Origin of the sequence: Kitasatospora sp. NPDC127067 (genome assembly GCF_042724755.1) — a bacterium.
In the GTDB taxonomy this organism is placed as follows: Bacteria; Actinomycetota; Actinomycetes; order Streptomycetales; family Streptomycetaceae; genus Kitasatospora; species Kitasatospora lactacystinica.
Genome location: NZ_JBHXEM010000008.1, coordinates 1 through 22,247, shown reverse-complemented (window position 1 = coordinate 22,247; position 22,247 = coordinate 1). Strand labels below are relative to the sequence as shown.

The following is a 22,247-nucleotide window of genomic DNA, read 5'->3' as shown; positions in this document are numbered from 1 at the left end:
GGGTGTTGTGCGCCTCCGCGGTCGAGCCCCGTCCCATCGACCCGATAGTTGTTCAAATTGGAACTACCTAGTACGGTCGACCTCCGATCCACCGCGATCCGTCCGGACCGGTCGAACCCACCCGGTTCGTCCCGGTCCACCCCAGATTCGTCCCGATCCATCCCCGATCCACGGAGGCCCACCCATGCCGCAGCCCGGCTCCGCCACGGTGCGCTCGCGTGTGCGCATCCCGCTGACCTTCCCCGACGGCTACCGCGCCGAGGCGGAGACCTTCACCTTTCACGGCCTCGCCGACGGCGCCGAGCACCTGGCGCTCGCGCTCGGCACGGTCCCCGAGGGCGGGACGCCGCTGGTGCGGCTGCACTCCGAGTGCCTGACCGGCGACGTCTTCGGCTCCGACCGCTGCGACTGCGGGCCGCAGCTGCGCGAGTCGGTGGAACGGATCAGCGAGGCCGGCGGGTACCTGCTCTACCTGCGGCAGGAGGGCCGCGGCATCGGGCTCTACAACAAGCTGGACGCGTACGCCCTCCAGGACTCCGGCCTGGACACGTACGACGCCAACACCGCCCTCGGCCTGCCCGAGGACGGCCGGGACTACACCGCGGCCGCCCAGATGCTCGCCGCGCTCGGCACCACGGGGATCGACCTGCTGAGCAACAACCCGGACAAGGCGGCGCAGCTGGCCGAGCTGGGGATCGTCGTGCGGCACCGGGTGCCGACGGGCGTGCACCTGTCGGCGAGCAACGTCCGCTACCTGCGCGCGAAGGTGGAGCGGACGGGACACTCGATCGAGCTCTCCCGACTGGTCGGCTGAGCGTCGGCAGAGGACGGGCCGCAGCGAACAGAGAGCAGAGAACAGATGACGGATGACAGCTGACAGATTTCGAAATCTGTCAGCTGTCATCCGTCAGTCGTCATCTGTCCGCTGCCAGCTGTCAGTCGTCGCCCCTCACCTGCGCCCCGCCCGTCCCCGGACCGTCCGCAGCCCCCCGTACGCCGCCAGTGGCAGCATCACCAGCAGGGCGGCCCAGAAGGCCCCGTGCCCCCACAGCCCGGCGATCGATCTGAACGGCCCCTCGAAGACCGGTATCCGCAGTGCCTCGACCGGTCCCAGCGGCCCGGGCCAGGCCCCCAGGAACAGGGTGGCCGGGACCCAGAGCGCGAACAGCCCCCGGGCGGTGGCCGGAGTCCCGAGGGCGCTCACCAGCGACACCACCGCCAGCAGCAGGACGAACCCGGCCTGGTAGGCCGCGCCGCTCTGTCCCGTCCCCCAGGAGCCGGGCGTCCGGTGCACCCCGGTGGCCGCGAGCCTGACCTCGACCGCCGTCCACAGCAGCAGCACCAGCACCGCCGTCGTCCCGAGCGCGAACCGCACCCGGTCACGGGTCCCCGCGCCGCCCGTCCGCCACCGCCCGGACGGCGCGCTCCACACCCGTTCGCCGCCGGCGGCCCCGGGCGATTGCCCCACGCTCCGCTCGTCCAGCCGCCGCCAGGCCGCCCGGACCTGGGTGCGCGCCTCCTGGGCGGGCTTCAGCAGCCGATTGGAGGCCCGTTCCACCAGGACGAGCGAGACCACGATCGCCACCACCGCCGCGATGCCGGCCCAGCTCCCCATCCCGCCCTCGAACACGACCACCCGGTCGGCCACCGACTGCGGCGTCGCCGGCGCGGTCATCGGCGGCCCGAGCCGCAGGTAGCCGATGGCGAGGGCCCCGGCCCCGGTCAGCAGTGCCGTGCCGATGCCCACCCGGGCGGGGAAGAAGGCGATCACGGCGGCCGCCACGAGCCCCGCACCGAGCTGTCCGACCACCTGCCGGGCCGCGTGGTCGCCGGCGTTGCGCAGGTGACCGCCGAAGGCGCCGGCGGGCGAGAGGTCGAGCTTGTCGCCCGCCTCGACCGGGTAGCGGAGCACCGCTCCCGCCCACAGCAGCAGTCCGAAGGCGAGGAGCAGCAGCAGGACCGCCCCGGCGCGGCGCGGCAGCGCGGTGCGGGCGTAGGGCCACCAGGCCGCCAGTCGGGCCCGCCGGTCCACCGGGGGCCGCCGGCGCCGGTTGTGCCACAGCCGGGCCACCCGCCCTTCCTGTCGTACCCCGGCGTCCGGCTCGGGCCGCTCGGGCTGCTCGGACCGTCCCCGGCCGCGCCGCCGCAGTGCCTCCGCCGCGATCAGGGCCGCCCGCCCGCCCGGCTGCGCCGGGTCGGCGCCCACCGCCCGGCGCCGCAGCGCGGACCAGCGGCGCCGCACCACGTCCCGGGCGGTGGCCGCCGCCGGGTCCGGCGCCGGCCTGCGGGCCGCCGCTCGTACGGCGGTGCGGGCGCCCGCGTCCACCGCCAGCGCGCCGTCCACCACCGTGGCGGCCACCACGGCCGCGAGCTCGGACACCCGCTCGGGCAGCGGCAGCCGGTGCAGGGCGGCGGGCAGCGGCGAGAGCCGGCCGAGCAGCCGTGCGCGCTCCTCGGGCCGGATGCTCAGCCAGACCGCCTGCCGGTGCGCCTCCTCGCGTTCCTCGGGGCTGAGCCCGTCGCCGCCGCGCCGGCCGCCGCCGACGGTGCGCGCCAGCCGGTCCACCTCGGCCAGCACCTCCGGCAGTCCGGCCAGCGCGAGCAGCCGTGAGCAGTGCTCGCCCGCGCACTCGGGGTGGAAGCAGTCGTAGCGGGCGACCACGGTCGGCGCCCCGCCCCGGACCAGTTCGTCGATGAACTCGGCGCCGTCCGGTTCGGTGACGACGCGTTCCAGACCGGTGGTGTCGATCGGGCGGTCGCGGTAGTGCGGGACGGTGCCCGGGGCGAAGGCGGCGCCCAGGGCGAGCACCGCGACCGCCGCCACGGACTCGCGCCGGGAGCCGGGCGCCCGGGCCACGTCGGAGAGGTAGTGCAGGTCGAAGACGGTGTCCTCGACCTCGTCCCGCAGCCAGTCGCGCACCCGTTCCGCTCCCCCGGTGGAGAGCCAGCGGGCCGCCGCGCCGGAGTTCTTGAGCAGCGCCTCGGTGAGCCGGACCGGGTCGGTGAACGGGTTGCCGAGGAAGGTGACCGGCCGGTGCGCCCGGGCCTGCGCCTGCGGTCGGCGGCGGATCACCTCGGGGGTGCCGCCTGCCAGCCAGCCGCGGACCTGCGGCGCGGTCCAGCGGTCCTCCGGCTTCTTGGTGAACAGCCCTTGGAGGAGCAGCAGTTGGCGCGGGTCGCGGACGGCTGAGAGGTCCACCTCCTCGCCCATGACCAGTTCCAGTTCCAGCTCCTGGTCGGCCGGGCGCTCGCCGTCCGCGCCGATGAAGCGCGGGCGGCCGACGAACAGCTCGTACAGCACGTTGCCGAGCCCCCACCAGGGCCCGGCCTGGTGGTTCTTGCCGGCCAGCTGCTCGGGGGCCATGTAGGCGACGGTGACCATCATCGCGGAGGTGAACCGGCGGCTGTCGGTGAGCCGGTCGACGCCGCCGAAGTCGGCGATCACGAACTCCCCGGACCCGCTGCCGGGGCGCACCAGGATGTTGGCGGGCTTGAAGTCCAGCGGGTTGCGCTTGATCCGCTGCTGCCAGAAGTCGAGCAGGGCGACGAGCTCGTAGACGATCTGCTCGGTGGTCCGCCGGTCACCGTGACCGCCCTCCCGCCACAGCCCGGCGACGTGCGCGGCGAGGGTGATCGGCAGGTACTCCATGGCCACCCAGTCCACCAGGGCGCCGTGGTGGCCGACCCGGCCGAAGTCGATCAGGTGCGGGACGTGCCGGCGGAAGCCGTCGTTGCGCAGGTGGGCGAGCAGGTCGTGGTCCATCGGGTGGCCGGCGACGGCCACCTTGACGGCCGCGTCACCGCCTCCGTCGGTGCGCCGGACGTACCAGACGGTGCCCTCGGAACCGGCCCCGGCCCGGCCCAGCGGGATGAAGCGGCCGCGCAGGGCGTCCGGGAAGGCGCCCTCGAAGGGGCCGTCGGAGCCCGGGCGTTCGCCGGGGCCTCCGGCCGGAGCGGGACCGCCGGGCCCGATGCCGTCCTGCCAGGAGGGCGAGCCGCCTCCGCCTCCCGCCCCGGACCTGGGCCGGACGACCTCGGTGACCGCCTCCGGGTCGGCGCCGCCCGAACGTCCCGGGTGCGTCGGATGCCCCGGCCGGCCCGGACTCCCCGGCCTCCCCGGCCGGACCTCCGTCAGCGCGTCCGGGTCGGACCCCCGCCCGGCATCCGGCCTGCGGCGGGTGGCCGCCTCCGGGTCGAACCGCGGCTCGGCGCGGGACGTCCGACGCGTCGCCGCCTCCGGGTCGAACCGCGGCGGGACGACGGGCGCCCGACGGGTCGCGGCGCGCGGGTCCACCCGGGTCGGCGGATCCACCCCGGGCGGCACCGACCCTGAAGGCAGCGACCCCGAAGGCAGCGACCCCGAAGGCAGCGACCCTGAAGGCACCGACCCGGGCGGGACCGACCCGAGCCGGGAGGGCCGGTCAGTGGCGGCTTCGGAGCCGCGCCAACGCCCCCGCGACCACCGCTCCACCCTGCTCCCCGGCGGATTCCCCGGCTCGGCTCCGGCGGCCGACCGGGGCCTCGGCCCGCGCCGTTCGCCCTCGGCCGGAACCGCGCCCTCCGTCGTGCCCATGCGACGTTTCCCTCCCCCGCAGCCCGGACCGGCGCGGGGTCGTGACCGCGGGCGCACCGGTGCCGGGGTGGATTGTGACGCGTCATCATCCCGCACGGCGGGCGCGGGTGTCGGGCGCTTTTCCGGATCAGGACCGACCCGTCGCAGGACCGGTACGCAAGCGCCTCCCGCGACGCGGCACCGGGCGCCGTCGGCCCTCAGTGCTCCCCGACCGGGCGCCCCGCCGGCTCCTCCACGATCCGCCGGGCGATCTCGTCGGGCCGCACCGGGCGCCCGAAGTGCCACCCCTGCGCCCAGTCGCAGCCCATGGTCCGCAGCCGCTCCGCGTCCCGGTGGGTCTCCACGCCCTCGGCGGTGACGTTCAGCCCGAGCGCGTGCGCCATCGACACCAGTCCGCTGACGATCCGCCACCCGGTGGACTCGTCCTTCCCCGGTTCGTGCAGGTCACCGACGAAGGAACCGGCGATCTTCAGCCCGGAGACCGGCAGGTCGCGCAGGTAGGCGAGGTTGGACCAGCCGGTGCCGAAGTCGTCCACGGCCAGCGACACCCCGAGGTCGACCAGCCCGTGCAGGGTGCGCAGCGCCTCGTCCTCGGGTCCGACCACGGTCGACTCGGTGATCTCCAGCTGCAGCCGGGCCGGGTCCAGTCCGGTGCCGTCGAGGATCCGGCCGAGGTCCGTGACCAGGGCGGCGCTGCGGGCCTGCCGGACCGCCAGGTTGACGTTCAGCTGCGGGGCGGCGTCGCCGTACCGCTTGATCCAGTCGGCGGCCTGGCCGCAGGCCTGCTCCAGCACCCAGCGGCCGAGCGGCATGATCAGCCCGGTCTCCTCGGCGGTGGTGACGAACTCGTCCGGGCCGAGCACGCCGAGCTGCGGGTGGCGCCAGCGCACCAGCGCCTCCACGGCGGCCAGCCGGCCGTCCGCGAGGCGGTAGAGCGGCTGGTAGTCGATGAAGAACTCGCCGCGGTCGAGGGCCGCGGGCATCCGCACCGACACCGCGTAGCGGCTGACCGCGCGGGCGTTCTCCTTGGGGTCGAACAGCGTCCAGCGGCCGCGGCCGGCCTCCTTGGCGCGGTACAGCGTGAGGTCGGCGGCGCGGACGGCCGCGCCCGGGGTGGTGGTGGACACCCGCCGCTCCAGCACGCCGACGCTGGCACCGACGGCGAGCTTGTGGTCGCCGATCAGCACCGGCCCGGCGAGCGCCTTGAGCACGGTCTTCGCGGCGGCCACCGCCTCCTGCTCGCCCCGGCAGCGCTCCAGCAGGACGACGAACTCGTCGCCGCCGAGCCGGGCGACCAGGTGGCCCAGCGGGCTGAGGGCGGCCTTCAGCCGGGCGCCGACGGCGGCCAGCAGCTGGTCGCCCATGTCGTGGCCGAGGCTGTCGTTGACCACCTTGAAGCCGTCGAGGTCGACGTAGCAGAGGCCGAAGCGGGCACCCGGCTCGGGCTCCTCGAACAGCTTCTCCAGCCGCTCGAAGAAGGCCGCGCGGTTGGGCAGGCCGGTCAGCGGGTCGTGGGTGGCCTGGTGGCGCAGCCGCTCCTGGAGCCGGTAGCGGTCGGTGACGTCCTCCAGCATCGCGACCTGGTACTGCGGGATGCCGTCGTCGTCGCGGATCAGCGAGACGGTCAGGTGGGTCCAGATCACCTCGCCGTCCTGGCGGTAGTACGGCTTGTCGAACTGGAAGTAGTCCCGCTTGCCGCTGATCAGCTCCTCGTACGCCTCCCACACGCCCGGGGTGTCCTCGGGGTGCACGAGGTCGCCGACCCGGCGCCCGATCATGTCCTCCGGGCCCGCGCCGAACAGCTCCTGGAGGGCCTTGTTGACCGCCATGATGTTGCCGTCGGTGTCGCCGATGCCGATGCCGATCGCGGCGCTCTCGAACAGCGCCCGGAACCGGGCCTCGGACGCGCGCAGCGCCCGCTCGGCCTCCTTGCGGGCGGCGTCGGCGGCGGTGCGGATCGCCTCCTGCTCGATCAGCGTGCGCTCGCGCAGGGCGCCCGCCCAGCCGGCCGCGAAGGCGCCGGTCAGGGCCGGGCCGCGGTCGTCGTGGACGGGCTGCGCCTGGAGCAGCTCGACCGCCCGGGCCAGCAGCACCGGGTCGGTGAAGTGCGCGTCGACCAGCTCGGCGCCGGCCTGCGCGGCCAGCCGCGGCTCGAACGGGTCGTCCTCCTGGGCGCGGTGCAGCAGCGCGGCGGTGCGCGCGACCAGCCGGCCGAGCAGTCCGGGGTGGACGGCGATGCCGTGGTCGGCGGAGAGCAGCCGGGCCCAGTCCTCGTGGAAGCGCTCCGCGTTGCCGCGCACCGGGGTGGTACTCATCTGCTGAACCTGGTTCCTCTGCTGTGCGCGCCGGTTGCGGCGGGCCCGGCGACGGCCGCTCGGCCGCTCCCGTTGCCCCGGGTCGTGCTGCCGCCCGGGCCCGGCACCGCGCTTCCGGCGGCCGCCGCGCGGGGCGCACGGCCGTCGGTGCCTCGTCCGTCGCGTCCGATCAAGGGCGGAACCCCACGCCCGCCACCCCGGTCATCCGCTCGGGGTGCTCACCGACCGTACCGGGCTGGTCCGGGCGCCACTGCGGCAGGTAGACCACGCCCGGCTCGACCAGCTCGAAGCCGGAGAACATCGCGGTGATCTGCTCGTGGGTGCGCATGGTCAGCGGGGTCGGCGTCATCCGGTACAGCTTCTGGTGGTCCTCCGCCTGGTCCGGGCGGCCCTCCAGGGAGGCGTGCGAGAGCACCAGCGCGCTGCCGGGCGGGAGGGCGTCGCGGATCACGCCGATCAGCTTCCACGGGTCCTCCTCGTCGCTGACGAAGTGGGCGACGGCGACCAGCAGTACGGCCACCGGCTCGCCGGCCGCCAGCAGCTCGGCGACCTCGGGGCGGGCCAGCAGGTCGGCCACGTCGCGCAGGTCGGCCTGGACGACGGCGCTGTCCCGGTCGTCCTCCAGCAGCAGACGGCTGTGCGCGACGGCGACCGGGTCGCGGTCCACGTAGACGACCTTCGCCCCGGGGCGGATCTCGCGGGCGATCTCGTGCACCGCGCTGAAGGTCGGGATGCCGGAGCCGATGTCCAGGAAGCGGCTGACGCCCTGCTCGGCGAGGAAGGTCACGGCGCGGCGCAGGAAGGCGCGGTTGGAGCGCATGATCTGCGGCAGCTCCGGCCACAGGGCCATCGCCTTGCGGGCCATCTCCCGGTCGACCTCGAAGTTGTGGGAGCCCCCCAGGTAGTAGTCGTAGACCCGCGCGGCGTTCGGTTTGTCCAGGTCCGTACCCTCCGGTACCCAGCTCGGTCGCCGCATGCCTGTGACTCCTTCACTCCGGTTCTGGGGTGGCAGCACCCTGGGGATGCTGCTGTGACTGTTGAGACTACAAGCACACAAGATCCTCCCCCGCACCCCGAACGGGTGCAAGCGGAATGCACCCTTCCCGAAGGACGGACGCCTCCGGAACGCCCGCTCTCCGGCGCGGGTCCGCACCGGGGACCAACTCGACAACGGTCCACCGGCGTTCGCCCCTCGGGCCGGCCGGGCCGCACTAGGGTGGGGTGGTGGACCCCAACCACTACCGATTCCGGGGCATCTGGCGGCTCGCGGCTCCGGCGCCAGCCGTGTACGCGGCACTGGAGGACGTGCGGAGCTACCCGCTGTGGTGGCCGGAGATCCGCGAGGTCCGGCCGACCGGCGAGGACCGCGGGGACGTGGTGGTGCGCGCACTGCTGCCGTACCGGCTGGTGATCGGCCTGGTGGCGAGCCGGCGCGACCCGGCCGCCGGGGTACTGGAGGTGACCATGCGGGGCGACCTGACCGGGTGGACGCGGTTCACGGTGACGCCGGACTCCGCCGGCGGCGCGGGCAGCCAGGGCAGCGCGGGCAGCCGGGTGCTGTTCGAGGAGGACACCCGGCCCGGCAAGCCCTTGCTGCGCCGGCTCGCCCTGCCGCTGCACCCGCTGTTCCGGGCCAACCACGCGGTGATGATGTGCCGGGGGCGGCGGGGGCTCGCCGCCCATCTGGCGGGCGGCGGGCGGCGGGCGGCGGACGACGGACGACGAGCGACGGACGACGAGCGGCGGGTGACGGCGAACAGATGACGGACGACAGCTTTCAGCGAACAGATGACAGATTTCGAAATCTGTCATCTGTTCGCGGCGCCCCCGTCTCCGGCCCCGCTTCCGGCTCCGCCTCCGCCCCCACCCCCGACTTCGGGTTCGACGCCCCCTTCGACCGGACCGGCACCGGCAGCAGCAAGTGGGCCCGCGCGGACGCCCCCGGGGTGATCCCGATGAGCCTCGCCGACATGGACCTGCCCGGTCCGCCCGCCGTCGCCGAGGCGCTGGAACGGCGCGCCCGCCACCGCGCGTACGGCTACACGGTGTGCGACCCGGCCGGCCGCACCCTGGTGGCCGACTGGTACCGCGCCCGGCACGGCGCCGCGGTGGACCCGGACTGGGTCCTGCTGCTGCCCTGCGGCCCGCGCACCGCGCTGCGCATCCTGCTGGAGACCGTACGGCCGCAGGCCCCCGTCCTCTTCCCCACCCCCGAGTGGGGCGGTTTCGCCCAGCTCTGCCGCACGGCCGGCCTCCCCCACCACGCGCTGCCGCTGCACCTGGGCCCGGACGGCTACCGGCTCCCGCACGGCCCGCTCCCCCGCCCCGCCGGCGCCGTGCTGCTGAGCAACCCGCACAACCCCTCCGGCACCGTGTGGCCCCTCGGCGCGGTGCGCGGTCTCGCCGCGCGGGCGGCCGAGAGCGGCGCGCTGCTGGTCTCGGACGAGGTGCACGGCGACCTCACCCACCCCGGCCAGACCCACCCCGTCGCCGTCGCCACCGCCGACCCGGCGCACCTGCGCCACGTCGTCACCCTCAACTCCGTCGGCAAGACCTTCAACTGCTCCGGCATCCCCAGCGGTTTCGCCCTCGTCCCCGATGCCGGGCTGCGCGCCCGGTTCGCCGAGGCGCTGGCCGGCTACGGCCTCTGGGAGGGCGGCCTGCTGGAGCAGACCGTGCAGCAGGCGGCACTGCGCGAGGGCGGCCCCTGGCTGGACGCCCTGCTCGCCCACCTGGCCGCCGCCCGCATCCGGCTGACCGACCGGCTCGGGCCCGCCGTCCGCTCCGCCCCGCACGCCTCCTACCTGCTCTGGCTGGACGCCGCCGCGCTCGGCCTGCCGCCCGCCGACGCCCGCCGGGCCCTGCTGGAGCGCTGCGGCCTGGAGGCCTCCGACGGCGCCGAGTTCGGCTCCGGCGGCCGGGGTTCGCTGCGGCTGAACTACGCCCTGCCGGGGCCGGTCCTGATGACCGTCCTGGAGCGGCTGGAGCGCCTGTGACCCCGGCACATGCCCCGGCCGGATCGGGCCCGGGCCCCGCCCGCCGGTCGGCCGGAAAATCCCGCCCTCACCCGTTCGCCACGCCCCTGACCTGCAAAAACGAATGTTCACGCGAATTTTGCGGGGCGCCCCCGCATGCTCCGTAGCAGACTGGGCAAGGTAGACCGGGCCGCAATCGTGATCCCGAGGATGGTGAGTCCGGTGATACCGGTATCCCGCACCACTCCGCCCGAACGGCAGAGCACGCCACTACCCCCGTCGGGGGTGACCCCGTTGACCGAATCGGGGGCGCGCAGCCACGTGTCGGGCGTCTGCTTCAAGATCGGACCTCCCCGCCTCGTGGGGGTGGAGGTCGAGTGGTTCGTCCATGACGATCAATGTCCCACCCGGCCCGTACGGCCGGAACTGCTCCACGCCGCACTGGATTCACTGCCCCTCGGCGGCCCGGACGGCGACTCCCTCCCCTCCGGTTCGCGCCTCACGCTCGAACCCGGCGGACAGGTCGAGCTCAGCTCCCCGCCCGCCACCGGCCTCCTGGCCTGCGTCGAGGACACCCGACGTGATCTGACCGCCCTGCGGGCCGCCTTCGCGGCGCAGGGCCTTCGACTCACCGGCACCGGAACGGACCCGCTGGCCCGTCCCCGACCGATGGTGCTGGACCACCCCCGCTACCTCGCGATGGAGCACTTCTTCGACTCCGCGGGGCCCTGGGGCCGGATCATGATGACCGGTACCGCGTCGGTGCAGGTGTGCCTGGACGCCGGCGACACGGACGGTCCGCACGCGGTGGAGCGCCGCTGGCGACTGGCCCATCTGCTGGGCCCGGTGCTGGTCGCCGCCTTCGCCAACTCGCCTATCCTGGACGGAAGTCCGACCGGTCACCGGTCCACCCGGCAGACCGTCTGGTCCCGGATGGACCCGACCCGCACGCTGGCCCCCGAGCCGGATCACGGCGATCCGCGCGAGGCGTGGGCGCAGTACGTGCTGGACGCCCGGGTGCTGTGCGTGCGACGGCCCGAGGGCCTGCCCTGGACGGCCCCGGCCGGTCTGACGTTCCGCGACTGGATCCGCGGCGCGGGCGAACGCCCGCCCACCCTCGACGACTTGGACTACCACCGCACCACCCTCTTCCCGCCGGTGCGCCCGCGCGGCCACCTGGAGCTGCGGATGATCGACGCCCAGCCCGGGGACGGCTGGGTGGTGGTCACCGCGCTGGTGACCGCACTGCTGGAGGACGCGCTGGCCGCCGATGCCGCACTGGCCGCGCTGGAGCCGCTGGACGCCATCGACCGGCGGGAGGGGGCGGACGGTCCGCGACCGCCGCGCAGCGGGGTCTGGCGCCGCGCCGCCACCCTGGCGACGGCCGACCCCGAGCTGCGCCGCGCCGCCCTCGCCTGCTTCGCCGCCGCCGACGCCGCACTGGGCCGCCTGCCCGGTGCCGGGCGGCTGCGCACCACCGTCGCCGAGTTCGCCGAGCGCTATCCCGCGCGCGGCCGCTGCCCGGCCGACGACCAGCTGGACGCCCTGCGCTCCGGCACCCGACGCACTCCCCCGGAGGAGGCCGCATCATGACCGACGTCCGACCCCACGGGGATGCCGGGGCAGGCAGCACGGACCGCACCGACGCCACGGGTGGAACCGGCCCCACCGGCACCACCGGCACCACCGACGGCCTCGACGGCCTCGACGACCTCGGCACCGCCGGCACCGAGGCACTGCGCGAGAGCATCGCCACCGAGCTGCTGGCCGCCCGCGCCCGCACCGCCGCCCTGACCGACTGCGTCGAGGACGGCGATCTCACCGCCCAGCACTCCCCGCTGATGTCCCCGCTGGTCTGGGACCTCGCGCACATCGGCAACCAGGAGGAGCTCTGGCTGCTGCGCAACGTCGGCGGCCGCGACCCGATGCACCCGGAGATCGATCCGCTCTACGACGCCTTCCAGCACCCCCGCGCCGAGCGCCCCGCCCTGCCGCTGCTGCCGCCGGCCGAGGCCCGCGCCTACGCCCACGAGGTACGCGGCCGGGTGCTGGACCTGCTGGCCGCCAGCCCGCTGGAGGGCGCGCCGCTGCTGGAGGCCGGGTTCGCGTTCGGGATGATCGCCCAGCACGAGCAGCAGCACGACGAGACCATGCTGATCACCCACCAGCTGCGCACCGGCGAGCCGGCCCTGGCCGCTCCTCCACCGCCGCCCGCGCCCGCCGACGCGGCCACTCTGCCCGCCGAAGTCCTCATCCCCGCAGGGCCGTTCACCATGGGAACGGACACCGAGCCGTGGGCGCTGGACAACGAGCGCCCGGCGCACACCGTCGACCTGCCGGCCTTCCTGCTGGACACCACCCCGGTCACCAACGCGGCCTACCAGCGGTTCATCGCGGACGGCGGCTACGACGACCCGCGCTGGTGGACGCCGGAGGGCTGGGAGCACCGCCGGCGCGCCGACCTGACCGCCCCGCTCTTCTGGCGCCACCTGGACGGCCAGTGGCTGCGCCGGCGCTTCGGCACGGTCGCACCGGTCGAGCCGGACGAGCCGGTCCTGCACGTCAGTTGGTACGAGGCGGACGCGTACGCCCGGTGGGCCGGACGACGGCTTCCGACCGAGGCCGAGTGGGAGAAGGCAGCCCGGAACGATCCGGCCACCGGCCGCTCCCGCCGCTACCCCTGGGGCGACGGGCCGCCCGGCCCCGAGCACGCCAACCTCGGCCAGCGCCATCTGCGCCCGGCCGGTGCGGGCAGCTACCCGAAGGGGCAGTCCCCGTACGGGGTACGCCAGTTGATCGGCGACGTGTGGGAGTGGACGGCCAGCGACTTCCGCTCCTACCCGGGGTTCCGGGCCTGGCCGTACCAGGAGTACTCGGAGGTGTTCTTCGGCCCCGAGTACAAGGTGCTGCGCGGCGGCTGCTTCGCGGTGGCGCCGGTGGCCTGCCGGGGCACCTTCCGCAACTGGGACTACCCGATCCGGCGGCAGATCTTCGCCGGGTTCCGCACCGCGCGCGACCTGGAGTCGGCCTGATGTGCCGCCACATCGCCTATCTGGGCGAGCCGCTGACCCCCCGGGAACTTCTGGTGCACCCGCCGTACGGCCTGTACCGGCAGTCCTGGGCCCCCCGGGTCCAGCAGTACGGCACGGTCAACGCGGACGGCTTCGGCCTCGGCTGGTACGCGGACGGCGACGAAGTACCCGCCCGCTACCGCCGGACCGGTCCGATCTGGGCGGACGAGACCTTCGCCGACCTCGCCCGGGTGGTCCGCACCCGGGCGCTGCTGGCCGCCGTCCGCTCCGCCACCGAGGGCTGCGCGCCGGGCGAGGGCGCGGCCGCGCCGTTCGCCGCCGAGCGCTGGCTGTTCAGCCACAACGGCGCGGTGGCCGGCTGGCCCGGCAAGCTGGACGCCCTGGCCGCCCTGCTGCCCCCGGCCGAGCTGCTGGACCTGCAGGCGCGCACCGACTCGGCGCTGTTGTGGGCGCTCGCCCTGCACCGGCTGCGGGCCGGCGCGGGGCTCGGTGAGGCGCTGGCGGGCACCGTGGCGGACGTCGCCGCGCACACCACCGGCCGGCTCAACCTGCTGCTCACCGACGGCACCGCGATCGCCGCGACCACCTGGGGCGACACCCTGTACCACCGCACGCTGCCGGGCCTCGGCACGGTGGTGGCCTCCGAGCCGTACGACGACGCGCCCGGCTGGACGCCCGTCCCGGACGGTTCGCTACTGCTGGTGGACGCGCGCGGCATCGCCGTGAACCGCCTCCCCGGCCGCGACTGACCCCCACTCTCCCTTCATCTTCTGAACAGAGGAACCACCCTGTCATGGACACATTCGATCTCGTCCGACTGCTGCCCTCCGACCACTTCAGCACCGCGCTGCGCCATGACGTGCGGCACGGACTGACCTCGCAGCCCAAGTGGCTGCCGCCGAAGTGGTTCTACGACGCGCGGGGCAGCGAGCTGTTCGAGGAGATCACCCGACTGCCCGAGTACTACCCGACCCGCGCGGAGCGGGCCATCCTGACCGCCCGGGCCGGCGAGATCGCGGCCGCCACCGGGGCCCGCACCCTGGTCGAACTGGGCTCCGGCTCCTCCGAGAAGACCCGGCTGCTGCTGGACGCCCTGCGCGCGCTCGGCACCCTGGAGACGTACGTCCCGGTGGACGTCAGCGAGAGCGCCCTGACCGCGGCCGGCGCCGCGCTCGCCGCCGAGTACCCCGGGCTCGCGGTGCACGGCGTGCTCGCCGACTTCACCACCCGGCTCGGGCTGCCCCCGGAGGGCGGCCCGCGCCTGGTCGCCTTCCTCGGCGGCACCCTCGGCAACCTGCTGCCCCAGGAGCGCGCCGCCTTCCTGCGCGGCCTGCGCACCGCCCTCGACCCGGGCGACTTCCTGCTGCTCGGCACCGACCTGGTCAAGGACCCGGCGGTGCTGGTCGCCGCCTACGACGACGCCGCCGGGGTGACCGCCGAGTTCAACCGGAACGTGCTGAACGTGCTCAACCGCGAGCTGGGCGCCGACTTCGACCCGGAGGCCTTCGAGCACGTCGCGCTCTGGGACGCCGAGCAGGAGTGGATCGAGATGCGGCTGCGCTCGCTGCGCTCGCAGACCGTGAAGATCCCGACCCTGGACCTGCCGGTGCACTTCGCCCGGGGCGAGGAGCTGCGCACCGAGGTCTCGGCCAAGTTCCGCCGGGAACGGGTGGCCCGGGAGCTGTCGGCGGCCGGGCTGGGACTGAGCCACTGGTGGACCGACCCCCGGGACCGCTTCGGGCTCTCGCTCGCCTCGCCGGCCTGACCGGCGCACCCGGGCGGCCCAATTTGCTTGTTCACCTTACGAATTCTCAGAGCGAAACTTGAGGGTCCAGGTGTACAAGACTTAAACGAATAGGGGTTACGATCTCGGCTACCGAGCTCAGCGTTGAGTACCAGGAGTCAGATCGTGAGCGTCACCCAGAAGCCCTCCGGGGCGGTCGAGGCCCCCGCGCCCGGCCGCCTCGGCTTCGTCGTCTTCATCACCGCGGCAGCGGCCCTCGGCGGCTTCCTCTTCGGCTACGACAGCTCCGTGATCAACGGCGCCGTCTCCGGGATCCAGGAGAAGTTCGGCGTCGGCAGCGGCGTGACCGGCCTGATCGTCTCCTCCGCACTGCTGGGCTCGGCGGTCGGTGCCGCGTTCGCCGGACGGTTCGCCGACCGGTACGGCCGCATCAAGGTCATGAAGGCGGGCGCGCTGCTCTTCGCGATCAGCGCGGTCGGCTCGATGCTGCCGTTCTCCGCCTGGGACCTCGCCCTCTGGCGCGTCCTCGGCGGCGCGGCCATCGGCATCGCCTCGGTGATCGCCCCGACCTACATCGCCGAGGTCGCGCCGACCAAGTACCGGGGCCGGCTGGCCTCCTTCCAGCAGGCCGCCATCGTGCTCGGCATCGCGATATCCCAGCTGGTCAACTGGGTGCTGGCGCAGGCGGCCGGCGGCGACACCCGCGGCCAGCTGCTCGGGCTGGAGGCCTGGCAGTGGATGCTCGGCATCTGCGTCGTCCCGGCCGCGGTCTACTTCGTGCTCTCCTCGGTCATCCCCGAGTCCCCGCGCTACCTGATCCAGGCCGAGCGCCTGGACGACGCCCGCAAGGTGCTCGCCGAGGTCGAGGGCGAGGGAACGGACACCGACGCCCGGATCGCCGAGATCCAGTCGCTGATCGCCTCCGACCACCGCCCGCGCTTCCGCGACCTGCTCGGCGGCCGGTTCGGCCTGCTCCCCGTCGTCTGGGTCGGCATCGGCCTGTCGGTCTTCCAGCAGCTGGTCGGCATCAACGTGATCTTCTACTACTCGTCGATCCTCTGGCAGTCGGTCGGCATCGACCAGAGCAACTCGCTGCTGATCAGCTTCGTCGGCTCGGTGATCAACATCCTCGGCACCGTGATCGCGATCGTGCTGGTCGACCGGATCGGCCGCAAGCCGCTCGCCCTGATCGGCTCGGTCGGCATGGCGGTCGCGCTCGGCACCGCCGGCTGGGCCTTCTCCTCGGCCACCGGCAGCGGGGACAACCTCACCCTGCCCGACCTCCAGGGCACCGTCGCGCTGGTCGCCGCCAACGCCTTCGTGCTGTTCTTCGCGATGTCCTGGGGCGTGGTCGTCTGGGTGATGCTCGGCGAGATGTTCCCGAACCGGATCCGCGCCGCCGCCCTCTCCGTCGCCGCCTCCGCGCAGTGGATCGCGAACTGGGTGATCACCGTCTCATTCCCGTCCATGTCGCGCTGGAACCTGTCGGCGACCTACCTGGTCTACGCCGCCTTCGCGGCGCTGTCCGTCCTCTTCGTGGCGAAGTTCATGAAGGAGACCAAGGGTGTCCGGCTGGAGGACATGGGCTGATCCGCCGCCCCTCGGCCTCCCGGCCCCCGCATCCCCGCGCGCGATCGGCGCGGAGGCGCGGGGGCCGCGTCGTTTCCGCGGGGCCGGGCCCGCACGGCGAAGCGGGCCCGCACGGCGAAGGGGAAGTCCGGCGAGGCGTCGCGCTGCGAAAGGGTGAGGCGCCGCGCGGCGGGCGTCTCGCGACGAGGGTGTCCCGACGGGTCAGGGCCGCTCGGCGAGCCTGGCGTAGCGCAGGGCGAGCCCGTCGAGCAGCGCCTCCAGCCCGGTCTCGAAGGCGCCCTCGTCCACCGTCCCCCGGTGCCCGGCCAGCCGGTGCGCCTCACCGAGGTGCGGGTAGTCGGCCGCGTCGTAGACCTCGGCGTCCGCCGGGAAGCCGGCCGCGAAGGAGGCGAGCGCCGAGCCCGTGACGAAGTAGCGCATCAGCGCGCCGATCCTGGTGGCCTGTCCGCGGGGCCACCCGGACTCGACCAGGTGGCCGAAGACCGCGTCGGCCAGCCGCAGCGCGTTCGGCCGGCGCCCGGGGCCCTGGGCCAGGACCGGGACGATGTTGGGGTGGGCGGCCAGCGCGGCGCGGTAGGAGCGCGCCCAGTCGCGCAGCGCCTGCGGCCAGGCGCTCCCGGTGCTCCCAGCAGCTCCCGCGGCTCCCGCGGCCTCGGCGTCCCCCGCGGCCCCGGCGTCCCCCGCGGCCTCGGCGGCGGCCCCGAACATCGACAGGTCGACCTCGCCGATGACGCTGTCCACCACCGCGTCCAGCAGGTCGTCCTTGGTGGCGAAGTGGTTGTAGAGCGAGGGCCCGCTGACGGACAGCTCGGTGGCGAGTCGGCGGGTGGAGAGGGCGTCCAGCCCCTCGTCGTCGATCAGCCGCAGTGCGGCGGCGACGATGCGCTCGCGGCTGAGCAGCGGGGTGCGTGGACGGGCCATCGCGGCGGGTTCCTCCGGTTCCTCCGGTCGGGTGTGTCGGGGACCGATTCTGGCAGGTGCCCCTTCCCAGCGCGGGCCGGGCGGGGCTACAGTCGCTCCCATAAAACTTGCAGCGCTAGTTTAATCGGCCCGGACCCCGCACCGGGCCCAGGACACCGGATTCGGGAGCCGCCGTGAACCTGGAGCTGTCCGAGGAGCAGAGCGCCGTCCGTGACCTCGCCGCCTCCTTCACCGACCGCGAGATCGTCCCGTACGCCGCCGAGTGGGACCGCGCCGAGTCCGTCGACCGGGCGATCGTCGGCAAGCTGGCGAAGGTCGGCTTCCTCGGACTGACCGTCCCGGAGGAGTACGGCGGCAGCGGCGGCGACCACCTCGCGTACTGTCTCGTGCTGGAGGAGCTCGGGCGCGGCGACTCGGCCGTGCGCGGGATCGTCTCGGTCTCGCTCGGTCTGGTCGGCAAGTCCGTCAACGCCTTCGGCACCGAGGAGCAGAAGCGGCACTGGCTGCCCCGGCTCACCTCCGGCGAGTCCCTCGCCTGCTTCGCGCTCACCGAGCCGGGCACCGGATCGGACGCCGCCAACCTCACCACCCGGGCCGTCCGGGACGGCGACCACTGGCTGATCAGCGGAGCCAAGACCTTCATCACCAACGGCACCTGGGCCGACGTCGCGCTGGTCTTCGCCCGCACCGGCGGCGACGGACCGCAGGAGCGCGGCCACCGGGGCATCACCGCCTTCCTGGTCCCCACCGACCTGCCCGGCTTCACCCGCACCGAGATCCACGGCAAGCTCGGCCTGCGCGGCCAGGCCACCGCCGGGCTCTCCTTCGAGGATGTCCGGGTGCCGGACACCGCCCGGCTCGGCGAGGTCGGCAAGGGCTTCACCGTGGCGATGGCCGCGCTGGCCAAGGGCCGGATGTCGGTGGCGGCCGGCTGTGTCGGCATCGCCCGGGCCTGCCTGGAGGCCGCCGTCCGCTACGCGGGCGAGCGCGAGCAGTTCGGCAAGCCGATCGCCGCGCACCAACTCGTCCAGGAACTGCTGGCCGACATCGCCGTCGACGTCGAGGCGGCCCGGCTGCTCACCTGGAAGGTCGCCGACCACATCGAGCGCGGCCTGCCGTTCGCCACCGAGTCCTCCGTCGCCAAGCTGTACGCCAGTGAGGCAGCCGTGCGGGCCGCCAACAACGCGCTCCAGGTCTTCGGCGGCTACGGCTTCATCGACGAGTACCCGGTCGGCAAGTACCTGCGCGACGCGCGGGTGATGACGCTCTACGAGGGCACCAGCCAGATCCACCAGTTGCTCATCGGACGCGCCCTGACCGGCGTCAACGCCTTCTGAACCCGCCACGGACACCCCCGCCCCACCACCCGACAAGGAGCCCGACGACGTGCGTCCCGTCTACTTCGCCGCCGCCCGCCGCACACCCATCGGCCGGCTGCGCGGCGCGCTCGCCACGGTCCGCCCGGACGACCTCTCGGCCACCGTGCTGCGCGCCCTGCTCGCCGACGTCCCCGCGCTCGACCCCGCCCGGATCGACGACGTCTACTGGGGCGCCGCCAACCAGGCCGGCGAGGACAACCGCAACGCCGCCCGGATGGCCGTCCTGCTGGCCGGCCTGCCGGAGACCGTCCCCGGAGCCACCGTCAACCGGCTCTGCGCCTCCGGCCTGGAGGCCGTCACCCTCGCCGCCCGGGCCATCGGCTCCGGCGAGGCGGACGTGGTGCTGGCCGGCGGCTGCGAGTCGATGACCCGCGCCCCCTTCGTCCTGCCCCGCCCGGACGAGGCGCTGCCGCACCGGATGGAGACCTTCGACACCCGGCTCGGCTGGCGGCTCACCAACCCGCGGATGGCCGAACTGCACGGCGTGCTCGGCATGGGCGAGACCGCCGAGGAGGTGGCCGCCCGGTACGGCATCGGCCGGGAGCGCCAGGACGCCTTCGCGCTGCGCAGCCACCAACGGGCCGGCGCCGCCCGCAAGGACGGGCACTTCGACGCCGAACTGGTCCCGGTCGAGCGGCCGGACGGGATGACGGTGAGCCGGGACGAGGGCATCCGCGAGGACACCAGCCTGGCGAAGCTCGCCGGCCTCAAGCCGGTGTTCCGCGCCGGGGGCACGGTCACCGCCGGGAACGCCTCGCCGATGAACGACGGCGCGGCCGGGCTCGTCCTGGTCGGCGAGGAGGCGCTGCGCGACCTCGGGCTCCAGCCGCTCGGCCGGTACGTGGCCGGCGCCTCGGCCGGGGTGCACCCGGACGTCATGGGCATCGGTCCGGTGCCGGCCACGGCGAAGGTGCTCGCGCGGGCCGGCTGGTCGCTCGCCGATCTGGACACCGCCGAACTGAACGAGGCCTTCGCCGCCCAGGCGCTGGCCTCCGCCGACGGCATCGGTTTCGGACCGGAGCAGGCCGAGGAGGTGGTCAACCCCAGCGGCGGAGCGATCGCGCTCGGCCACCCCCTGGGCGGCTCCGGCGCCCGCATCCTCACCACCCTGCTGCACCGGATGCGCCGTACCGGTGCCCGGCGCGGCCTGGCCACCATGTGCGTGGGCGTGGGGCAGGGAACGGCCGTGCTGGTCGAGAACGTCTGACCATCCGTGGTCCACCGCTTGTCGACCGTCAACTTGTCGACTGTCGATCCCAACCACCGAGGAGTTCACATGACGCGGTTCGCGGACAAGGTCGCCGTGGTGACCGGCGCGGCGCAGGGCATCGGGGCGGCCACCGCCCGCCGGCTGGCGAAGGAGGGCGCGGCGGTCGCCGTCGTCGACCTCACCGCCGAGCGGGCGGCCGGGACGGTCGCCGAGATCACCGCCAAGGGCGGCACCGCACGGGCGTACGGCTGCGACGTGGCCGACTACGACGCCGTGGAGGCGGTGTTCGCCCAGGTCGCGGCGGACCTCGGCGGGCTGCACATCCTGGTCAACAACGCCGGGATCACCCGGGACAACCTGTTCTTCCGGATGCCCAAGACCGACTGGGACGCGGTGCTGACGGTCAACCTGACCAGCGCGTACAACTGCAGCCACGTGGCACAGAAGTACATGGTGGCGCAGAAGTACGGGAAGATCGTCTCGCTCAGCTCGCGCTCCGCCCTCGGCAACCGGGGCCAGGCCAACTACGCGGCCGCCAAGGCCGGCATCCAGGGCCTCACCGCGACCCTGGCGATCGAGCTGGGCCCGTTCAACATCAACGTCAACGCCGTCGCGCCCGGGTACATCGCCACCGCGATGACCGCGGCCACCGCCGAACGGGTCGGCAGCAGCGCCGAGGACCACCAGGGCGAGGTCGCCGCCCGGACGCCGCTGCGCCGGGTCGGGCAGCCGGAGGAGATCGCCTCGGTCGTCGCCTTCCTGGCCAGCGAGGAGGCCTCCTACGTCAGCGGGCAGACGCTGTACGTCAACGGCGGGGCGCGCTAGCCGCCTTCCTGACGCGTCGTCACCAGATCGTCCCAGGTGGGGAGTTACTTTCCCCTGGGACGGCCTTTACCTTTTCGCGTGGCCGAGCATGACCATGCCCTTGATCATACGACCCCACCAATTGACTATGGCATGATCATGCGGCTCTCGATGGGATGGCCGGACCGACCCGACCGAACCAGGTCAGGCCCTGCGCCCCAAGGAGCCCCATGGGCAGCCCCGCCACCCTCCGCCGCGCCCTGGCCCTTCTCGCCGTGGGGGCCACCGCCCTCACGGCCGGCACCGTCGCCGTACCGGCCGCCGGTACCGCGATCGCCTCCCCCGCCCACGACCTCACGGGCGTCCACGTCCGCCCCGCCTCCTTCGGGCAGCACAGCGCCCAGGGCCGCCCCGCCCCGCTGAGCACCACCCAGTGCGTCAGCCAGGTCGGCATCCACTGCTACTCGCCGCTCCAGTACCGGGCCGCCTACAACCTGAACCCGCTGTACCAGGAGGGCATCACCGGCAAGGGCCGCACGATCGTCATCGTCGACTCCTTCGGCTCGCCGACCATCCAGCACGACCTGGAGGTCTTCGACAAGCAGTGGGGCATCCCGGACACCAACGTCGAGGTGGTCAAGTGGGGCAACGTCCCCACCTGGGACCCGAAGAACCCCGACCACACCGGCTGGGCCGGCGAGACCACCCTGGACGTCGAGTACGCCCACGCGATCGCCCCCGACGCCCACATCATCCTGGTCGAGACCGGCGTCGCCGAGACCGAGGGCATCACCGGCCTGCCCGAGATGATGGACGCCGAGAAGGCCCTCATCAAGGCCGGCCGCGCCGACGTCATCTCGCAGAGCTTCGGCGCCACCGAGAACACCTTCCCGGGCTACGACAAGGGCGACTTCAAGTCGCTCACCGATCTGCGGTACGCCTTCCAGGCCGCCGCCGACCACAACGTGACCGTGCTCGCCGCCTCCGGCGACAACGGCGCCACCGACGCCCAGGAGAACGGCAGCGACCTGTACCCGTACAAGGTCAACTCCTGGCCGTCCTCGGACCCGCTGGTCACCTCCATCGGCGGCACCCAGCTCACCCTGGACGACTCCGGCAACCGCACCGCGCCCGACAAGGTGTGGCACGACAAGTCCGGCGCCGGCGGCGGTGGCGTCTCGGGCATCTTCGAGCGCCCGTGGTACCAGGCCGGCGTCGCCAACGTCACCGGCAACCACCGCGGCACCCCGGACATCAGCATGAGCGCGGCCGTGGACGGCGCCGCCTGGACCTACGAGTCCTACGACCCGACCTCGGTCGGCTGGCACCTCACCGGCGGCACCAGCGAGGCCACCCCGCTGTTCTCGGGCGTCGTCGCGCTCGCCGACCAGCTCGCCGGCCACCGCCTCGGCCAGCTCAACTGGCGCCTGTACGGCATGAACCTGCTGCCGAGCAAGTGGAGCGGCATCGTGGACGTCAAGCAGGGCGACAACGGCTGGAACGGCGTCACCGGTTACAACGCCGCCGAGGGCTACGACCTCGCCAGCGGCCTGGGCACCATCGACGGCGCGAAGTTCGTGCACGCGATCGCCGGTCGGTGAGCCGACCGGTCGCCGGGTCGCGCGTGACAGGTGACCGGTAACAGGTGACCGATAACAGATGACAGCGAACAGCTGACAGATTTCGAAATCTGTCAGCTGTTCG

The 22,247-nt window shown here is 73.9% G+C and carries 16 protein-coding genes; 12 read left to right on the top strand and 4 right to left on the bottom strand.

Going from position 1 to position 22,247, the window contains the following annotated elements; all coding sequences use genetic code 11:
- The first annotated feature begins 184 nt into the window (after positions 1–184).
- Positions 185–814, top strand: a complete 630-nt coding sequence (gene ribA, locus ACFWJ4_RS05395; protein WP_380539450.1) for a GTP cyclohydrolase II — start codon at positions 185–187, stop codon at positions 812–814.
- 135 nt (positions 815–949) lie between these two features.
- Here ribA and ACFWJ4_RS05390 read toward each other — a convergent pair whose 3' ends face one another.
- The 3 genes from ACFWJ4_RS05390 to ACFWJ4_RS05380 all read right to left on the bottom strand — a co-directional run bounded on the left by ACFWJ4_RS05390 (position 950) and on the right by ACFWJ4_RS05380 (position 7,864).
- Entirely contained in the window at positions 950–4,312 is a 3,363-nt protein-coding gene (locus tag ACFWJ4_RS05390) for a hypothetical protein (RefSeq protein WP_380539447.1), read from the bottom strand.
- A gap of 458 nt (positions 4,313–4,770) precedes the next feature.
- Positions 4,771–6,888 carry an EAL domain-containing protein gene (locus ACFWJ4_RS05385; RefSeq protein ID WP_359901712.1) on the bottom strand — a complete coding sequence of 706 codons (2,118 nt, stop codon included), beginning with the start codon at positions 6,886–6,888 and terminating at the stop codon, positions 4,771–4,773.
- A 169-nt stretch (positions 6,889–7,057) separates the two neighbouring features.
- Complete coding sequence (locus ACFWJ4_RS05380) at positions 7,058–7,864, bottom strand: SAM-dependent methyltransferase (protein WP_359901715.1); 807 nt, start codon at positions 7,862–7,864, stop codon at positions 7,058–7,060.
- A gap of 248 nt (positions 7,865–8,112) precedes the next feature.
- On the opposite strand from ACFWJ4_RS05380, the gene ACFWJ4_RS05375 reads away from it, so the two are divergent.
- From ACFWJ4_RS05375 to ACFWJ4_RS05345, 7 genes are all read left to right on the top strand, one after another.
- Entirely contained in the window at positions 8,113–8,652 is a 540-nt protein-coding gene (locus ACFWJ4_RS05375; protein ID WP_380539444.1) for an SRPBCC family protein, read from the top strand.
- A 191-nt stretch (positions 8,653–8,843) separates the two neighbouring features.
- A complete protein-coding gene (locus tag ACFWJ4_RS05370) occupies positions 8,844–9,884 on the top strand; it encodes an aminotransferase class I/II-fold pyridoxal phosphate-dependent enzyme (protein ID WP_380539441.1) in 1,041 nt (346 codons plus the stop codon).
- 189 nt (positions 9,885–10,073) lie between these two features.
- A complete protein-coding gene (gene egtA / locus ACFWJ4_RS05365; RefSeq protein ID WP_380539438.1) occupies positions 10,074–11,456 on the top strand; it encodes an ergothioneine biosynthesis glutamate--cysteine ligase EgtA in 1,383 nt (460 codons plus the stop codon).
- Positions 11,453–12,895, top strand: coding sequence for an ergothioneine biosynthesis protein EgtB (gene egtB, locus ACFWJ4_RS05360; RefSeq protein ID WP_380539435.1), 1,443 nt, complete (start codon positions 11,453–11,455; stop codon positions 12,893–12,895). Before egtA ends, egtB begins: the two co-directional genes overlap by 4 nt.
- Positions 12,895–13,644, top strand: a complete 750-nt coding sequence (egtC, locus tag ACFWJ4_RS05355) for an ergothioneine biosynthesis protein EgtC (RefSeq protein WP_359901730.1) — start codon at positions 12,895–12,897, stop codon at positions 13,642–13,644. The genes egtB and egtC overlap by 1 nt, the downstream gene beginning before the upstream one ends.
- A 44-nt stretch (positions 13,645–13,688) precedes the next feature.
- Complete coding sequence (gene egtD, locus ACFWJ4_RS05350) at positions 13,689–14,660, top strand: L-histidine N(alpha)-methyltransferase (RefSeq protein ID WP_380539432.1); 972 nt, start codon at positions 13,689–13,691, stop codon at positions 14,658–14,660.
- Between the two features lie 144 nt (positions 14,661–14,804).
- Positions 14,805–16,229 carry a sugar porter family MFS transporter gene (locus ACFWJ4_RS05345; protein ID WP_359901736.1) on the top strand — a complete coding sequence of 475 codons (1,425 nt, stop codon included), beginning with the start codon at positions 14,805–14,807 and terminating at the stop codon, positions 16,227–16,229.
- A 201-nt stretch (positions 16,230–16,430) separates the two neighbouring features.
- Here ACFWJ4_RS05345 and ACFWJ4_RS05340 read toward each other — a convergent pair whose 3' ends face one another.
- The gene (locus ACFWJ4_RS05340; protein WP_380539429.1) at positions 16,431–17,150 is read right to left on the bottom strand and encodes a TetR/AcrR family transcriptional regulator; all 720 of its coding nucleotides are present in this window, start codon (positions 17,148–17,150) and stop codon (positions 16,431–16,433) included.
- A 173-nt stretch (positions 17,151–17,323) separates the two neighbouring features.
- On the opposite strand from ACFWJ4_RS05340, the gene ACFWJ4_RS05335 reads away from it, so the two are divergent.
- The 4 genes from ACFWJ4_RS05335 (at position 17,324) to ACFWJ4_RS05320 (ending at position 22,144) form a co-directional block, all read left to right on the top strand.
- On the top strand, positions 17,324–18,487 hold the full coding sequence (locus ACFWJ4_RS05335; protein WP_380539426.1) for an acyl-CoA dehydrogenase family protein: 1,164 nt from the start codon (positions 17,324–17,326) through the stop codon (positions 18,485–18,487).
- 49 nt (positions 18,488–18,536) lie between these two features.
- Positions 18,537–19,736: a thiolase family protein gene (locus ACFWJ4_RS05330; protein WP_380539423.1), complete on the top strand. Its 1,200-nt coding sequence runs from the start codon at positions 18,537–18,539 to the stop codon at positions 19,734–19,736.
- Between the two features lie 69 nt (positions 19,737–19,805).
- Positions 19,806–20,564 carry a 3-oxoacyl-ACP reductase FabG gene (gene fabG / locus ACFWJ4_RS05325; RefSeq protein ID WP_380539421.1) on the top strand — a complete coding sequence of 253 codons (759 nt, stop codon included), beginning with the start codon at positions 19,806–19,808 and terminating at the stop codon, positions 20,562–20,564.
- A 209-nt stretch (positions 20,565–20,773) separates the two neighbouring features.
- A complete protein-coding gene (locus ACFWJ4_RS05320) occupies positions 20,774–22,144 on the top strand; it encodes a S8 family serine peptidase (RefSeq protein ID WP_380539419.1) in 1,371 nt (456 codons plus the stop codon).
- Positions 22,145–22,247 lie beyond the last annotated feature (103 nt).

Excerpts from the sequence above, each read along its gene's own strand:
- ACFWJ4_RS05340 (WP_380539429.1), bottom strand. The coding sequence starts at position 17,150 with ATGGCCCGTCCACGCACCCCGCTGCTCAGCCGCGAGCGCATCGTCGCC.
- ACFWJ4_RS05370 (WP_380539441.1), top strand. The coding sequence starts at position 8,844 with ATGAGCCTCGCCGACATGGACCTGCCCGGTCCGCCCGCCGTCGCCGAG.
- fabG (WP_380539421.1), top strand. The coding sequence starts at position 19,806 with ATGACGCGGTTCGCGGACAAGGTCGCCGTGGTGACCGGCGCGGCGCAG.
- ACFWJ4_RS05320 (WP_380539419.1), top strand. The coding sequence starts at position 20,774 with ATGGGCAGCCCCGCCACCCTCCGCCGCGCCCTGGCCCTTCTCGCCGTG.
- egtB (WP_380539435.1), top strand. The coding sequence starts at position 11,453 with ATGACCGACGTCCGACCCCACGGGGATGCCGGGGCAGGCAGCACGGAC.
- ribA (WP_380539450.1), top strand. The coding sequence starts at position 185 with ATGCCGCAGCCCGGCTCCGCCACGGTGCGCTCGCGTGTGCGCATCCCG.
- egtA (WP_380539438.1), top strand. The coding sequence starts at position 10,074 with ATGGTGAGTCCGGTGATACCGGTATCCCGCACCACTCCGCCCGAACGG.
- ACFWJ4_RS05380 (WP_359901715.1), bottom strand. The coding sequence starts at position 7,864 with ATGCGGCGACCGAGCTGGGTACCGGAGGGTACGGACCTGGACAAACCG.
- ACFWJ4_RS05385 (WP_359901712.1), bottom strand. The coding sequence starts at position 6,888 with ATGAGTACCACCCCGGTGCGCGGCAACGCGGAGCGCTTCCACGAGGAC.
- egtC (WP_359901730.1), top strand. The coding sequence starts at position 12,895 with ATGTGCCGCCACATCGCCTATCTGGGCGAGCCGCTGACCCCCCGGGAA.
- egtD (WP_380539432.1), top strand. The coding sequence starts at position 13,689 with ATGGACACATTCGATCTCGTCCGACTGCTGCCCTCCGACCACTTCAGC.